Annotated in this window: 11 protein-coding genes; 6 read left to right on the top strand and 5 right to left on the bottom strand. The window is 69.0% G+C overall.

Features of this window, described 5'->3' with window-relative positions; translation table 11 throughout:
* Positions 1–76: 76 nt before the first annotated feature.
* Genes LQ222_RS03530 through LQ222_RS03515 form a run of 4 tightly spaced genes read left to right on the top strand, consistent with a single transcriptional unit; the run spans position 77 to position 5,065 of the window.
* Positions 77–1,000: a hypothetical protein gene (locus tag LQ222_RS03530; protein ID WP_230164520.1), complete on the top strand. Its 924-nt coding sequence runs from the start codon at positions 77–79 to the stop codon at positions 998–1,000.
* Complete coding sequence (locus tag LQ222_RS03525) at positions 997–2,874, top strand: hypothetical protein (RefSeq protein WP_230164519.1); 1,878 nt, start codon at positions 997–999, stop codon at positions 2,872–2,874. The genes LQ222_RS03530 and LQ222_RS03525 overlap by 4 nt, the downstream gene beginning before the upstream one ends.
* Positions 2,858–3,826, top strand: a complete 969-nt coding sequence (locus LQ222_RS03520) for a hypothetical protein (RefSeq protein WP_230164518.1) — start codon at positions 2,858–2,860, stop codon at positions 3,824–3,826. Before LQ222_RS03525 ends, LQ222_RS03520 begins: the two co-directional genes overlap by 17 nt.
* Positions 3,827–5,065: a methyltransferase gene (locus tag LQ222_RS03515; RefSeq protein WP_230164517.1), complete on the top strand. Its 1,239-nt coding sequence runs from the start codon at positions 3,827–3,829 to the stop codon at positions 5,063–5,065.
* 413 nt (positions 5,066–5,478) lie between these two features.
* Here LQ222_RS03515 and rpsA read toward each other — a convergent pair whose 3' ends face one another.
* Entirely contained in the window at positions 5,479–7,191 is a 1,713-nt protein-coding gene (rpsA, locus tag LQ222_RS03510; RefSeq protein ID WP_230164516.1) for a 30S ribosomal protein S1, read from the bottom strand.
* 323 nt (positions 7,192–7,514) lie between these two features.
* Between rpsA and hflX the strand changes: the two genes are divergently transcribed.
* Positions 7,515–8,867 carry a GTPase HflX gene (gene hflX / locus LQ222_RS03505; RefSeq protein ID WP_230164515.1) on the top strand — a complete coding sequence of 451 codons (1,353 nt, stop codon included), beginning with the start codon at positions 7,515–7,517 and terminating at the stop codon, positions 8,865–8,867.
* Between the two features lie 25 nt (positions 8,868–8,892).
* On the opposite strand, the gene LQ222_RS03500 is transcribed toward hflX, so the two are convergent.
* The 4 genes from LQ222_RS03500 to LQ222_RS03485 all read right to left on the bottom strand — a co-directional run bounded on the left by LQ222_RS03500 (position 8,893) and on the right by LQ222_RS03485 (position 13,260).
* Positions 8,893–9,666: an ABC transporter permease gene (locus LQ222_RS03500; protein WP_230164513.1), complete on the bottom strand. Its 774-nt coding sequence runs from the start codon at positions 9,664–9,666 to the stop codon at positions 8,893–8,895.
* Positions 9,666–10,859, bottom strand: coding sequence for an ABC transporter permease (locus LQ222_RS03495; RefSeq protein ID WP_230164511.1), 1,194 nt, complete (start codon positions 10,857–10,859; stop codon positions 9,666–9,668). Before LQ222_RS03495 ends, LQ222_RS03500 begins: the two co-directional genes overlap by 1 nt.
* 19 nt (positions 10,860–10,878) lie before the next feature.
* The gene (locus LQ222_RS03490; protein WP_230164509.1) at positions 10,879–11,922 is read right to left on the bottom strand and encodes an ABC transporter substrate-binding protein; all 1,044 of its coding nucleotides are present in this window, start codon (positions 11,920–11,922) and stop codon (positions 10,879–10,881) included.
* A 243-nt stretch (positions 11,923–12,165) separates the two neighbouring features.
* On the bottom strand, positions 12,166–13,260 hold the full coding sequence (locus LQ222_RS03485; RefSeq protein WP_230164507.1) for an ABC transporter ATP-binding protein: 1,095 nt from the start codon (positions 13,258–13,260) through the stop codon (positions 12,166–12,168).
* A 114-nt stretch (positions 13,261–13,374) separates the two neighbouring features.
* Here LQ222_RS03485 and LQ222_RS03480 point away from each other — a divergent pair, with 114 nt between their 5' ends.
* Positions 13,375–14,391 carry an enoyl-CoA hydratase/isomerase family protein gene (locus LQ222_RS03480; protein ID WP_230164506.1) on the top strand — a complete coding sequence of 339 codons (1,017 nt, stop codon included), beginning with the start codon at positions 13,375–13,377 and terminating at the stop codon, positions 14,389–14,391.
* Positions 14,392–14,502 lie beyond the last annotated feature (111 nt).

The following is a 14,502-nucleotide window of genomic DNA, read 5'->3' as shown; positions in this document are numbered from 1 at the left end:
ACGGCCCAACAAGGCAACTTACCATTGGCACCGCATCCAGGTATGTTTGTCGCCGTTTCGGGGGGGCTCTTCTCGCGTGGCAGGCTACTCGCACCTCGACCGCCCCTTTCTGCTGGGGAAGCTAAACTCGCTCGTTGATTTTCATTTGTGGCCGCCTGAAGCGCGCGTGGACCCACGCCGCTGGCTCGGAAATTTCCGCAATGATGCGGATGCGGTGTACGCGCACCATCTCCTCAACGGCTTTACCTATCTATCGGGAGCTATGACGGCGGAGGTCTTCAGCGCCGGCTTCCATTCACTCAGCAGCCGTTGCGCACAATCGGCAGCTGACTTCCCGACGGCAGCCCGCCTGTGGAGGAGTTTCTGCGACAGTCTGATCATCACGCACGTGACCGGGGAACAGCCAAACCCATCGGACAGCGGTGCAATCTTCGTCCGCATGATGCGCACCGTCGTCGGATTGAGGGAGGAGCAGCTGTTCCCGCCCGACGGTGCGCTGGCCGAAGCGACGGCGACGCCGAGCCGACCTGTCCTCTTCGTCGACGACTTCGTCGGATCGGGCAACCAGTTCGTCGATACCTGGAAGCGGTCCTACTCCATCGGCGCGACGACGACCTCCTTCAAAGCTCTCGCGCATGCCAGCCCGAGCACCGAGTTCTTCTACTGCCCCGCGATCTGCACGGCCTTCGGCGCGCGCAACATCCGCACGAAATGCCCGGCGGTGCATCTCAGCCCGGGCCATCTGCTTCCGCCCGAGTACAGCGCCTTGCACCCTGCGTCCGTCATCTGGCCCGACGACATGCGCGCGGAAGGCGCCGCATTCATCGAGCGCACAAGCCGGGCGGCCGGGATCCCGGACCTGGGGGGCCAGGTCGACGACTACCGCGGTTTCAACCGTTTGGGCCTCACTTTGGCCTTTAGCCACTCGGTGCCGGACGCAACGCTTCCATTGTTTTACTGGGAAGGCAACGGTTGGCACCCGCTGGTGCGCCGCCGATGAGCTCCACCGAAACCCGAAGCCGGATCGAGCAGCTCGGAGAGCTCTTCGGCAGCTACAAGGCCGAGTGGTCGCAAGAGCTAATCTTCCAGCTCTTCACGCGGCCGGACTACTTCCCCGAGCTGGAAACGGCGCGGCCCTGCGTCTTGATCGGCGGGCGCGGCACGGGGAAGACGACGGTACTCCGGTCCCTCTCGTACGAGGGGCGCGCAGCCCTCCCTCGCGGTTGCGACGCCGACCCGAGCACATGGCCGTACTACGGCTTCTACTACCGCGTGGACACGAACCGCGTGACGGCCTTCGACGGCCCTGATTTGCCGCCCAGGACGTGGACGCGCGTGTTCGGCCATTACGTGAACCTGTTGCTGTGCGGGCAGGTGATTCGGTTCCTGGACTGGTACGCGCGCGAGCACCCGGGTGATCCCGTGCTGGAACCTCGCGCGTGCCAAACTGTCTCCGCCAGCCTGCACCTGGCGAGTGCTGACACCGTTCAGGGCCTGCTGCTTTGCATCAACACCGCGCGCGTGCGGTTTGAGGCCTTCCTGAACGATCTGGGCGAGAGCGACCGGATCCCGCTCTCGTTGCAGGGCGCCCCTATCGACGAGCTGATGAGCGCTGTCGCGCGCCTGCCGCAGTTCACGGGTAAGCGGTTCTTCTTCCTCATCGACGAGTACGAGAACTTCCTGGACTATCAGCAGGAGGTAATGAATACGCTCATCAAGCATTCCGGCGGACACCACACCTTCAAGGTGGGCGTGAGGGAGCTTGGATGGCGCAGGCGAATGACCCTCAATCCGAACGAGCAACTAACCAGCCCTGCCGACTACCACCTCATCGCGATCGCCGAGAAGCTCGATACAGCGACCTTTACCAAGTTCGCCGCCGACATCGTCAACCAACGCCTCGCGCGGATCGACACGTCGAGCGACGCGAGCCTCAAGGTGGAGGAGCTGCTTCTCGGCCCCTCCGACGACGAGGAGGCAGACGACCTGGGGGTCCGCGAAAAGGTCGCGCTGGAGGTCTCGAAGCCCGGATTTTCGCCCGGGCAGGGTCGGGCGCTGCTGGAGTTGCCGCCCCTTGAGGCGTATTTTGTTTTGTTCTGGGCGAAGGCCCAAGGTGTGACGCCAGAGCAAGTCCTCGCCGAGCGAGCGAACATGCCAGGCGCTTGGCAAACGCGTTTCGCGAACTACCGCCACGCGATCCTTTTCTCCATCCGCGAGGGGAAGGCGGGCCTTCGCAAGCACTATGCGGGATGGGACACGTTCGTCCTCCTATCGGGCGCAAACATACGGTATCTCTTGGAGCTGGTGCACCAAGCGTTGTTGCAGCACGAGCGCCAAGGAGGCACGACTCGCGAAGCGGTCGGGTGGAACACGCAAACTGAAGCGGCGCAAGCGGTGGCGAAGAACCGCGTTGCGGAGATACAGGGGCTGTCCATCCAGGGGGCCAATCTCACCAAGCTCGTGCTCGGCCTAGGGCGCGTGTTTCAAGTGCTTGCGCTGCGTCCAGGACCCCACACACCCGAGGTTAACCAGTTCCACCTCTCGGATGCGAGCGAGCTGCCGCTGGACGTCTCCGATCTGCTGACGTTCGGCGTGATGCATCTTGCGCTGGTGCGAAGCACCGCGAACAAACTGTCCAGCCCAACGGAGCTGGAGGATTACGACTACGCTCTTCATCCGGTGTTCGCCGCCTTCTTCACCTTCAGCCATCGGAGGAAGCGGAAGATGCGCCTCCACCCCAACCGACTTGTTGGCTTGGTGAAGGACCCGACGCGGACCATCCGCGAGATCCTGAACGAACAGAACCGGCGCGAGGTCGACGACCTTCCGGAGCAGCTACGCCTCTTCGACGGTTACTATGAGCAAGCTACTTAGCAGACCGCTCTTCACGCAGCGCTTCGAGCAGCCGGGCGATTTCAGACCACCGCCCGGCGCGACCTACTTCTTCGGCCGGCTCGAAGAGCGGAGCGAGCACGTCGAGGGTCTCAAGGCCGCCGCGTCGGGGGTGGACTTTGTCGAGCTGAAAGAACTGGGCTGGACCGAGATCGCGGCGGACATCGAGGGTGGCGAACGGCTTTCGTTGCGCCGACGCGACCACGTCGAGAAACTCCTCGCGCGCACCGGCTCGGGGGTGACCTACATCGACCTGACGGGCCTCAGCCACCACGTTTGGGCACCTCTAACCCGGCTTGCCCTCGCGTCGTCCTTCAGCGTCCGCGCGGTGTACGTCGAGCCCCACAGCTACCAGTACAGCGCGGATCACGGCACGAGGGGCGAGATCTTCGACCTCAGTGAGCGGATACGTGGCATTTCCCCCATCCCGCTCTTCGCCTCTTTGGCTGAGGCTCGTCGAGAGAGCACGTGGTTCGTGCCATTCCTGGGCTTTGAGGGGGCGCGGTTCGCCTTTGTCGCGGAGCAAATGGATCCACCGCCCGACCGGATCATCCCGGTTCTGGGGGTGCCGGGGTTCCGCATCGAGTACCCCTTCCACAGCTTCGTGGGCAATGCGCGGATCCTGAGCGAAACAAAGGCGTGGCAGCGGGCGAAGTACGCGCGCGCGAACTGCCCGTTCAGCGCCTTTTTCGTCTTGCAAGACATTATGACCGATCGACCGGGCGACCACCTCAGGGTCGCGCCGATCGGCACGAAGCCGCACGCGTTGGGTGCCGTGCTCATGGCGTGCGTGGCTCCGCGAAACATCGAGCTGGTATACGACCACCCGAAGCGGAAGCCCAAGCGAACGGCGGGCAAGGAGACATGTTTTGTCTACTCGCTGTCTGAGTTCTTGCTCGCCAATCCGGCGGCGTCAGCACGAGCGGCGTTCTGAATGGACCGACACTACACCCCCGCGGACGTCGCGCGTGCGTTGCTAGCGTTCGCCCACGACCGTGCTCCGTCCGCAGCGGCGGATTTCGCTGCCGGGGATGGCGCTCTCCTCAATGCTGTGAGCGAAAGGTGGCCGGACTGCGCGCTGGTCGCGTCCGATGTCGACCGTGGCGCGGTTCACAGACTTCGCAAAGCCCTTCCGCTCGCCAAAGTTGGTCGGTGCGACTTTCTGAACGCAAGGTCGCGCAGAGCCTCGCCGGCGATTGCCCACGGGGTCGCCGAGATCCCCTTGATTGTCCTGAACCCGCCGTTCTCGTGCCGGGGCAGCGAGCGTCACGTTATGCATTTCAACGGGGGCGAGGTCCGCTGTAGCAAGGCCATGGCGTTTGTTCTGGGCGCGCTTCCGTACCTGCGGTCAGATGGGCAGCTCCTCGCCTTGCTGCCATCATCCTGCTTGACCAGCGAGAAGGACGCGCCCGCGCGGCGAACCCTATCCACCCAGTTCACCTTGGAAGAGTTGGGAAGAGTTAACCGGGGAAGCTTCGCGGGTTGCGAGGTGCAAGTGTCCTATGTGCGCGTTTCCCAACGCGCAAATCCCGATCCGGCCAATGAACTACCCGGCGCAACGACGGCGGAGTTCCGCCGCCCCGTGCGCCAGCGGGACCATGTGACTATCGTGCGCGGCTCTTTGCAGATGCACGAGATCGGCCGCTCGGGCGCGCGGGGCGCGCGCAGACTCGTGCACACGACGGAGCTAAAGGGTGGTCTTGTTCTTCGTGGGACGGTCTCCGTGACCACCGAGCGGTCAACGATCTCAGGCCCGGCCGTTCTCATGCCGCGAGTTGGTCGGCCGTCTCTGGGAAAGGTGTGTCTTCTTGGAGCGGGACAGACGGTGGCGATTTCGGCCTGCGTCATAGCGCTGAAGGGCGTTGACGAGGCTTCCACCAAACGACTTTACGGAATGCTCCGGCATCATTGGCTCGTGGTCGAGGCAGCGTACACGGGAACCTGCGCGCCCTACGTGACGCTGGATCGCCTATCGGGCGTTCTCCAAACGTTGGGTTTCGCGAGTTTGGCACGTCGTGGCCGTGACAAGGGGCGTGCCATGAGCGGGCACGGAAAGGAGGACCAGGTGGCGGCGGGCGGCGGGCATGCCGCGCCCAACCGACTGGTGGGGCAATCTGACTACTGGGGTTCGGCGGCGAGGGCCGAACAATTAGACCCTAACTCAACGGTTTAGGCCTGGCGGAAAAATGTTCGTACCCTCCAGGTGCGTAGAGTCTCTTCTCTCTCCTGCCCAAATTCGTTGGGGTTCTACCCTCGAACCATCAAGGTCCGCCCGAAAACCCCGTCCAAACCTGCGCCTCAGTGAGTTGCTCGGACCCGCAGGGATAGGCTGTGAGAGAAAAGCCCGGGCGAGCATGGAACTTCGGCATAAGCCGATGCGTGTTCCCGATTTGAGAATGCGCCAACGAAGATGTGGCCGCCGATCGACGCATTTTATGGCCTAAGGCGGGTTCGGTATAAGTGGGTATGAGCCCTCCGGACCACCCCGCCAGGTGGCAGTGCCACCTGGACCGCCGGGACGAAAAAACCCCCGGAGCATCGCTGCCCCGGGGGTTCGCTCCGTCACGCCTTGCGGCGTGGCGGGTCTTATTCCTCGCCGGCCATCTCGCGGCGGCGGCGGATCGCCGCGCCCAGGATGTCGCCGAGGGAGGCGCCGGAATCGGCAGAACCGTATTCCTTCATCGCCTCCTTCTCTTCCTCGATCTCCTTGCCCTTGATGGTCAGGGCCAGGCGGCGCGCGGCGCGGTCCACCGCGGTCACGCGTGCATCCACCTTCTCGCCGATCGCGAACTTGTCCGGCCGCTGGTCGGCGCGGTCGCGGGCCAGTTCGGCGCGGCGGATGAAGCCGGTCAGCACTTCGTCGACCTTCACCTCGATGCCGTTGGTCTCGACCTTGGTCACCACGCAGGTGACGATGTCGCCCTTGCGGACGCGGTCGAGCACCTCGGCGGCCGGGTCGGCCTCGAGCTGCTTGATGCCGAGCGAGATACGCTCCTTCTCGACATCGACATCCAGCACCTTCGCCTTGACGACCGTGCCCTTGGTGTAGGCCTGCATCGCGGCTTCGCCGGCCTCGTCCCAGGACAGGTCGGACATGTGGACCATGCCGTCCACATCCGGGCCCACGCCGATGAACAGGCCGAATTCGGTGATGTTGCGGATCTCGCCCTCGATGATCGAACCAGGCGGGTGGGCCTCCAGGAACAGCTCCCAGGGGTTGCCCTGCGCCTGCTTCAGGCCCAGCGAGATGCGGCGCTTCGGCTCATCGACGTCGAGGATCATCACGTCCACCTGCTCGGAGGTCGCGACGATCTTGCCCGGATGGACGTTCTTCTTGGTCCAGGACATCTCGCTGACGTGCACGAGGCCCTCGACGCCCGGCTCCAGCTCCACGAAGGCGCCGTAGTCGGTGATGTTGGTGACGCGGCCGGCGAACTTGGCGTTGACCGGGTACTTCAGCGCCACGCCATCCCACGGGTCGGACATCAGCTGCTTCATGCCGAGGCTGATGCGCTGCGTCTCGGAGTTGAAGCGGATGACCTGCACCTTCACCGGCTGGCCGATGGTCAGCGCCTCGCTCGGGTGGTTGATGCGGCGCCAGGCGATGTCGGTGACATGCAGCAGGCCGTCGACGCCACCCAGGTCCACGAAGGCGCCGTAGTCGGTGATGTTCTTCACCACGCCGTCCAGGATCATGCCTTCCTTGAGGCCCTGGATCAGCTCGCTGCGCTGTTCGGCGCGCGTCTCCTCCAGCACCGCACGGCGCGACACCACGATGTTCCCGCGCGCGCGGTCCATCTTCAGGATCTGGAAGGGCTGCGGGCTGCCCATCAGCGGGCCGACATCGCGCACCGGGCGGATGTCCACCTGCGACCCGGGCAGGAACGCCACCGCGCCGCCGAGGTCCACGGTGAAGCCGCCCTTCACGCGCCCGAAGATCACGCCGTTCACGCGCACCTGCGCGGTGAAGGACTTCTCCAGGTTGGTCCAGGCTTCCTCGCGCCGCGCCTTCTCGCGCGACAGGACGATGGAGCCGTCGCGGTCTTCATAGCGCTCGACGAACAGCTCGATCAGGTCGCCGGGCTTCACCTCGGCCTTCTGGCCGGGGGCGGCGAATTCCTTGAGGGGAACGCGCCCCTCGCTCTTGAGGCCGACATCGACGACGGCAACGTCGTCATCCACGCGGATGACCTTGCCGGTGACGACCGATCCGGCAAACCCGGTGTCGGCGCCAAGCGTTTCGTCGAGAAGGGCGGCGAAATCCTCGCTACCCACGCGGTCGGCGGTGATGCTTGCCATGCAGTGCTGTGCTTTCCGGTATCGACCCGCCAGCGATGCGGCGGGGGATGCGGCTTGCGCGCCCGCGCTTCGGCGGGAACGGCTTGGCCCGGCGCGCCTCGGAAGGCAGCCGCAACGGGCCCGGATGACGGGGCACACCACGGGGTGCCCGGAACCGGTCCCCAACGAGGGACAGGCGCGCTTAGGCGCCGACAGGAAAAGAGTCAAGAACCAACGCAGCGAAGGCTGCCACCCCGCGCGCCGCCCGGGCGCCGGCCCGTCCGCCGGGTCAGGCGCCGCCCCGGGCTTCGGCGCCATCGATGCTTCCATGCTACTGCACGCGCATGGAGACCAAGCCCCCCGTTTCGCGCGCCATCCTCGTCGGCATCCAGACGCCGGAGGTCGATGACATCGCGCACGCGGCCAGCCTCGAGGAGCTGGGCCGCCTGGTGAAGACCCTCGGCCACGAGGTGGTCGGCTCCGTGTCGCAGCGGCGCGAGGGAACCGGCGCGGGGTCGCTGCTGGGCAGCGGCAAGCTGGCGGAGCTCGCGGCACTCACGGGCGGCACCGGCGTGGTCGGGACGATGGCGCCGCCCCCGCGCACCAAGGCCCGCGAACGCTTCGCCCCGGCCGCCGACACCACCCCCGGCGCGCCGCCCGACCCGGACGCCGCGCCCCGGCCCGACTACGTGATCGTCGACCACGAGCTCTCGCCCAGCCAGATCCGCAACCTCGAACGCGCGACCGGGGCGCAGGTGCTCGACCGCACCGGCGTCATCGTCGAGATCTTCCACCGCCACGCCAATACGCGCGAGGCGAAGCTGCAGGTGGAAATGGCGCGGCTGAAATATGTCGCGCCGCGGCTGCGCGAATCCTCCGGCGGCGGCGGGCGGCAGCAGGGGCCAGGCGCGGGCGAGACCACGCTCGACCTCGACCGCCGCAAGATCCGCGACCGCATCTCGGAATTGCGGGACCAGCTGGAAACCGTGCAGCGCGACAGCGACAACCGCCGCACCGGCCGGCGCGACCAGCTGCGCGTGGCGCTGGTGGGCTATACCAATGCGGGCAAGTCATCGCTGATGCGGGCGCTGACCGGCAGCGAGGTGCTGGTCGAGGACAAGCTGTTCGCCACGCTCGACACCACCGTCCGCATCCTGCAGCCGGAGACGCGCCCGCGCGTGCTGGTCTCGGACACGGTCGGCTTCATCAAGCAATTGCCGCACGACCTGGTGGCGTCCTTCCGATCCACCCTGGCGGAGGCGCTGGAAGCGTCGTTGCTGCTGTTCGTGGTGGATGCGTCGGACCCGACCTACGAGGCGCAGCTGGAGGTCAGCCGCAGCGTGCTGCGCGAGATCGGCGCCGATGCGGTGCCGGCGCGCCTGGTGCTGAACAAGATGGACCGGGTGGACGCCGCCGGGCGCACCGCGCTGGCGGAAAAGCACCCCGACGCGATCATGCTCTCCGCCCATGCGCCCGGCGATGTGGCCGCGCTGCGCGAGACCATCATCGCCTTCTTCGAGGCCGCGATGATCGAGGACGTGCTGGTGCTGCCCTATGCGAAGCAGGGGCTGCTGGGCGAGGTGTACGACAGCGCGCGCGTGCTGTCCGAGACCTACGACGAAACCGGCCGCGTGCTGACGGTCCGTGGCCTGCCCGGCGCCATCGCGCGGTTGCAGCGGAACCTGGCCGCGCCCTGAGCCCCGGCGCCGGCGGCGCAGCCCGTCAGCGCCGCGCGCGCCCCTGCAGCCACCCCACCACCAGCAGCAACACCACCGAGAACGCCACCAGCATCGCCGCCGCCGCCGCCGTGGTCAGGCTGATGCTGTCGTTCAGCCCGGCGAACATCTGCCGCGGCAGGGTGCGCTGCGCGGGGCCGGCGATGAACAAGGCCACCACCACCTCGTCCAGCGAGGTCGCGAAGGCGAAGACCGCGCCCGCCGCCACGCCGGGGAAAATCTGCGGCAGGCACACGCGGAAGAAGGCCCGCACCGGCCCCGCGCCGCAGGCCGCCGCGGCGCGCAACTGCACCGCATCGAAGCCTTCCAGTGACGCCAGCACCGTCACCACCACGAAGGGCACGCCCAGCGCCGCATGCGCCACGATCATCCCGGCATGGGTCGCCACCAGCCCGATCGGCCCGAAGGCGAGCAGAAGTGCGACCGCCACCACGATCACCGGCACCACCATCGGCGCCAGCACCACCCCCAGCACCACCGCCCGCGCCGCCCCGCGCAGCCGCCACAGCCCGAAGGCCGCCGGCACGCCCAGCAGCGTGGCCAGCCCCGCCGCCGCGCCGCCGATCAGCAGCGAATTCCACAAGGCCGGCAGCCAGAAATCCGATCCGAAGAAATCCCGGTACCAGCGCAGCGACAGCCCCGGCAGCGGATAGAACAGGAACGACCCGGCCGAGAAGGACAAGGGCAGGATCGCCAGGATCGGCGCCAGCAGGAAGGCCGCCACCAGCAGCCCCGCCGCCCACAGCACGCCACGCCCCATCACGCCGCCCCCGGCCGGCGAAACCCCGCCAGCCGCCCATACAGCGCGACGCACACCCCGACCGCCACCAGCAGCAGCAGCGACAGCGCCGCCGCCAGCCCCCAGTTCACGCTGCGCGTGGCGTAGAATCCCACGAACCAGGCCAGCATCTGGTCCCCCGGCCCACCCAGCAGCGCCGGCGTGACGTAGAAGCCCAGCGCCTGGATGAAGACCAGGATGCACCCCGCCGCGATCCCCGGCAGGCACAGCGGCAGCGTCACACGCCGGAACACCCGCCACGGGGAAGCGCCCAGCGACGCCGCCGCGCGCGGCAGGCGCGGGTCCAGCCCGCGAAACGCCGCCACCAGCGGCAGCACCATGAACGGCAGCAGGATATGCACCATCGCCAGCACCACGGCGAAGCGGTTCATCATCAGCGGCAGCGGCCCGATGCCGAAGGCGCCCAGCGCCGCATTCACCACGCCTTCGCGTTGCAACAGCACCATCCACGCCGCCGTGCGGACCACCAGCGAGATCCAGAACGGCAGCAGCACCGCCCCCAGAAGCAACGTCGCCGCCCACCCGCGCGCGGTGGCGGCCAGCCAGGCCAGCGGCCAGCCCAGCGCGAGGCACACCCCGGTCACCAGCAGCGCAATCCACAGGCTGCGGACCAGTACCGCGCCGAACACCCGCTGGTCGTCCGGCAAGGCCCGCAGGCTGCCTGACGCATCCCGCCGAAGATCGAGCGCCGCCAGCACATGGAAGGACGACAGCGGCCCGCCGGCGCGGCGGATCGCGCCCCAGGTCTCGGGGTCGGCCCAGGCCGCGCTGATGGCGATCACCGCGTCGCGCGCCGGCCCGTCGAAGGGCGCCGCGACGCGCCGCGCCGTCATCGGCAGCACGCCGCGCAAGCCGGGCCGGTCCGCATTCAGGCGCGACGCCGCGCGGGCGATGCCGCCGGCCGGGCCGGTGGCTTCGCGTGCCCGCGCCTCGCGCAGGTCCGCGACCAGGGCGGCGAAGGCGGCGTCGTGCGGCGCGGCCGCGCCATCCCAGCCGGCCAGCGCGACGATGGTGCGCGGCAGCACCGCCGCCACCTCGGCATCCGATACCGCGCGCCACAGGAAGGCGCCGATCGGCGCCACGAAGGACAGCAGCAGGAAGGCCAGCAGCGGCGCGGTCAGCAGCGCGGCGGACAGGCGCGGCGAGCGGCTCATGCGCCGCGCGGCGGCCGGTTCAGCGCGCCACCCAGGTGTTGAACCGCTGCGTCAGGCTGTCGAGGTTGTCGATCCAGAAGCGGTCGCTGATCTGCAGCGCGCTCTCGATATTGGCCGGCGCCGTCGGCAATTGCGCCAGCACCGCCGGCGCCAGCCGGTCGTTGGCGCCCTTGGCCGTGACGCCATAGGGGATGCGCGGCGGCAGCGCGGCCTGGATCTCCGGCTGGCCGACGAATTTCAGGAAGTCCAGCGCGCGCGCCCGGTTCGGGCTGCCCTTCATGATCACCCAGGAATCCAGCGTGAACAGGTTGTTGGTCCAGACGATCGCGAAGTTGCGCCCATCCGTCGCATTGGCCGCGGCGATGCGGCCATTGTAGGCGACGGTCATCGCCACCTCGCCGGCGGCCAGCCATTGCGCCGGCTGCGCGCCGCGCTCCCACCACGCGAGCTCGGCCTTGATGCTGTCCAGCTTGCGGAACGCGCGGTCCACCCCCGCCGGCGTGGCCAGCATGGGATAGACCCGCATCGGCGGCACGCCATCGGCCAGCAGCGCCATCTCCAGCGTGGTCTTGGGCCCGCGGCGCATGCCGCGCTTGCCGGGGAATTTCGCGGTGTCGAAGAAGTCCGCCCAGCTTTCCGGCCCCTGCGCGAGCCGCGCGCGGTCATAGGCGAAGATGAAGGAATACAGGATGGCGCCAACGCCGTGCTCGTTGAAGGCTTCCGGGATATAGGCGTCGCGCCCGCCGATCGCGGCCCAGTCGATCGGTTCGAACAGGCCTTCCTCGGCGCCGATCAGCAGTTCCTCGGATTCCACCTGCACCACGTCCCAGGTATTGGCGCCCGAGGCGATGCGCGAGCGCAGCACGCCAATGCCGCCATCCCAGGTTTCCTCCAGCATGCGGATGCGGGTGGCCTGCTGGAAGGGGCGGAAGAACACCTCGCGCTGCGCATCCTGGTAGGCGCCGCCCCAGGAGACGACCGTCAGGTCGCGGCCCTGGGCCCGGGCAGCCAGGGGCAGCGCAGCGGTGGCGAGCGTGCCCTTGAGCATGGTGCGGCGGAACATCGTCGGCGTCTCCCTGTCGCGCGGGCGCAAGCCTAGCGCCATATCGCGCCGGCCCGCATCGGCCGGAGCCCCTTTTCAGGGCGCGCGTTGCGCTTTTTCACATCCGGCAGCCGCCCGCACCCTGCGCCGCCATCCACGATGGCGACGCCCGCCGCCCGCCGCCCGCGCGCCATGGCCGGGCGGGGGGCACGCGCCGGCGTCGGAACCGGCAATGCGCCCCGCGGTGCGGCCTCGCACGGCCGCTCAGGCCGGCGGGCGAAACGCGAAGGCCGCGCCCTCCGGCCAGGCGACCGCCGCCGGCCCGCCCGGTTCGGGCAGCGCACTCATCCCCGCCGGGCGCTTCGCCAGGATCGCCCCGCCATCGCCCAGCGCCAGGCGCAGCCGCACATGGTCGCCCTGGAAGATCGCCTCGGTCAGCACCGCCGGCAGCGCGCCCTCGCCGAGCTCGGCCGCGGTCACGCCCGCCACCGCCACGCGCTCCGGGCGGATCGCGACCAGGCAGCGTTCCCCCGCGCCGCCGCAATCGACCGCCTGCGCATCCACCACCGGGCCGCAATCGAGCCGCACGCGCAGATCCAGCTCCTCGCGCGATTCGACCACGCCGGGCAGCAGGTTGTTCTCGCCCACGAAGCCGGCCACGAAGGCATCCGCCGGGCGGTCGTACAGGCGGCGCGGGTCGGCCAGCTGGCGCACCCGCCCGCCCTCGAACACCGCGATGCGGTCGGACAGGGTCAGTGCCTCGGCCTGGTCGTGCGTGACGTACAGCATGGTGACACCCAGGCGCTGGTGGATGTGGCGGATCTCGAGCTGCATCTCCTCGCGCAGCGCCTTGTCCAGCGCGCCCAGCGGTTCGTCCAGCAGCACGATCGGCGGTTCGAACACCAGCGCACGCGCCAGCGCGACGCGCTGCTGCTGCCCGCCCGAGAGCTGCGCCGGCCGGCGATCCCCCAGGCCCTGCAGGCGCACGGTGTCCAGCGCCTTCGCCACGCGCCTGGCCTGGTCGTGCTTCGACACCCCGCGCACCGCCAGCGGGAAGGCCACGTTCTCCGCCACGCTCATGTGCGGGAACAGCGCATAGGATTGGAACACCACGCCGATGCCGCGCCGGTGCGGCGGCAGCCGCGCGATGTCGCGCCCATCGAGCATGATGCGCCCCGCGCTGGGCAGCTCGAACCCGGCCAGCAGCATCAGCGTGGTGGTCTTGCCCGACCCCGACGGGCCCAGCAGCGTCAGCAATTCCCCGCGCGCGATATCGAGGTCGAGCGACTGCACCGCCGCCGGCCCGCCGGCGCCGTAGGTCTTCCGCACGCCTTCGAAGCGCACCAGGGTTTCGCTCATGGGGCATACCTCCGGGCCGCCAGGCCCGCTTGTCAACGTGGCGCGCCGGCGGCTACCCCGTCCGGCACGCTGCGCATGACGGCGCGCCTGACGCCGTTCACCGAGGAACCGCCCATGTCCGAGACCGCCGAACCCAGCCTGATCGCCCGGCGCGAGGGCATTGCCGGCACGCTGCTGATGAACCGGCCGAAGGCGCTGAACGCGCTCGATCTGCCGATGATCCGCGCCTTCGCCGCCGCCATCGCGGATTGGCGCGCCGACGCCGCGCTGCGCCTGGTGGTGCTGGAGGGCGCGGGCGGGCGCGCCTTCTGCGCCGGCGGCGACGTGCGCGCGGTGCGCGCCGCGGCCATCGCCGGCGACCGCGCGGCGGTCGAGGCCTTCTTCAGCGAGGAATACGCCGTCAACACCGGCATCGCGACCTTCCCCAAGCCCTGGGTCAGCCTGATCGACGGGGTGTGCATGGGCGGCGGCATCGGCGTGGCCGTGCACAACGGCCCGCGCATCGTCACCGAGCACGCGCTGGTCGCGATGCCCGAGACCGCCATCGCGCTGTTCCCCGATGTCGGCACGTCCTTCGTGCTGCCGCGCCTGCCGGGCGCGGTGGGCACCTGGCTGGCGCTGACCGGGGCGCGGCTGACCGGGGCTGATTCGGTGCATGCGGGCCTCGCCACGCATTTCGTCCCGCGCGCGAGCCTGCCCGCGCTGCGCGCCGCGCTGGTGGCTGACGGCGCGGATGCCGTCGCCCGCTTCGCGGTGGCACCGCCCGAGGCCTCCTTCGCCGCCCACCGCCCCGCCATCGACCGCTGCTTCGGGCGCGACAGCGTCGCCGGCATCCTGGCCGCGCTGGATGCCGAGGGCAGCGAATGGGCCTCCGCCCAGGCCGCCATCCTGCGGCGCATGTCGCCGACCTCGCTGTGCGTCTCGCTGGAGCTGCTGCACCGCGGCGCGGCGCAGGACCTGGCCGGCTGCCTGGCCACCGAACTGGCGCTGACCCGCGTGGTGGTGAACGACCATCCGGACTTCGCCGAGGGCGTGCGGTCGGTGCTGGTGGACAAGGACGGCGCGCCGAACTGGCAGCCGGCGCGCATCGAGGATGTCGACCCGGCGGCGATCGCCGCGATGTTCGGATAGCGCGCGCCCAACCGCCCCCGGCCGCCCGGGACCGCCCCGCCGGGTCGGTCCCGGGCGCCCAAAAATCGGCGTGCCGGCAGGCCCCGGCCTGTAACACGCCTTGCGCATGCC

Origin of the sequence: Roseomonas sp. CECT 9278 (assembly GCF_918698155.1) — a bacterium.
Lineage (GTDB): Bacteria > Pseudomonadota > Alphaproteobacteria > Acetobacterales > Acetobacteraceae > Neoroseomonas.
This window is presented reverse-complemented; position numbering and strand designations above follow the sequence as displayed.

What these genes read in the sequence shown, in the direction of transcription:
- LQ222_RS03525 (WP_230164519.1), top strand. Translation starts at nt 997, where the DNA reads ATGAGCTCCACCGAAACCCGAAGCCGGATCGAGCAGCTCGGAGAGCTC.
- LQ222_RS03520 (WP_230164518.1), top strand. Translation starts at nt 2,858, where the DNA reads ATGAGCAAGCTACTTAGCAGACCGCTCTTCACGCAGCGCTTCGAGCAG.
- LQ222_RS03515 (WP_230164517.1), top strand. Translation starts at nt 3,827, where the DNA reads ATGGACCGACACTACACCCCCGCGGACGTCGCGCGTGCGTTGCTAGCG.
- rpsA (WP_230164516.1), bottom strand. Translation starts at nt 7,191, where the DNA reads ATGGCAAGCATCACCGCCGACCGCGTGGGTAGCGAGGATTTCGCCGCC.
- hflX (WP_230164515.1), top strand. Translation starts at nt 7,515, where the DNA reads ATGGAGACCAAGCCCCCCGTTTCGCGCGCCATCCTCGTCGGCATCCAG.
- LQ222_RS03500 (WP_230164513.1), bottom strand. Translation starts at nt 9,666, where the DNA reads ATGGGGCGTGGCGTGCTGTGGGCGGCGGGGCTGCTGGTGGCGGCCTTC.
- LQ222_RS03495 (WP_230164511.1), bottom strand. Translation starts at nt 10,859, where the DNA reads ATGAGCCGCTCGCCGCGCCTGTCCGCCGCGCTGCTGACCGCGCCGCTG.
- LQ222_RS03490 (WP_230164509.1), bottom strand. Translation starts at nt 11,922, where the DNA reads ATGTTCCGCCGCACCATGCTCAAGGGCACGCTCGCCACCGCTGCGCTG.
- LQ222_RS03485 (WP_230164507.1), bottom strand. Translation starts at nt 13,260, where the DNA reads ATGAGCGAAACCCTGGTGCGCTTCGAAGGCGTGCGGAAGACCTACGGC.
- LQ222_RS03480 (WP_230164506.1), top strand. Translation starts at nt 13,375, where the DNA reads ATGTCCGAGACCGCCGAACCCAGCCTGATCGCCCGGCGCGAGGGCATT.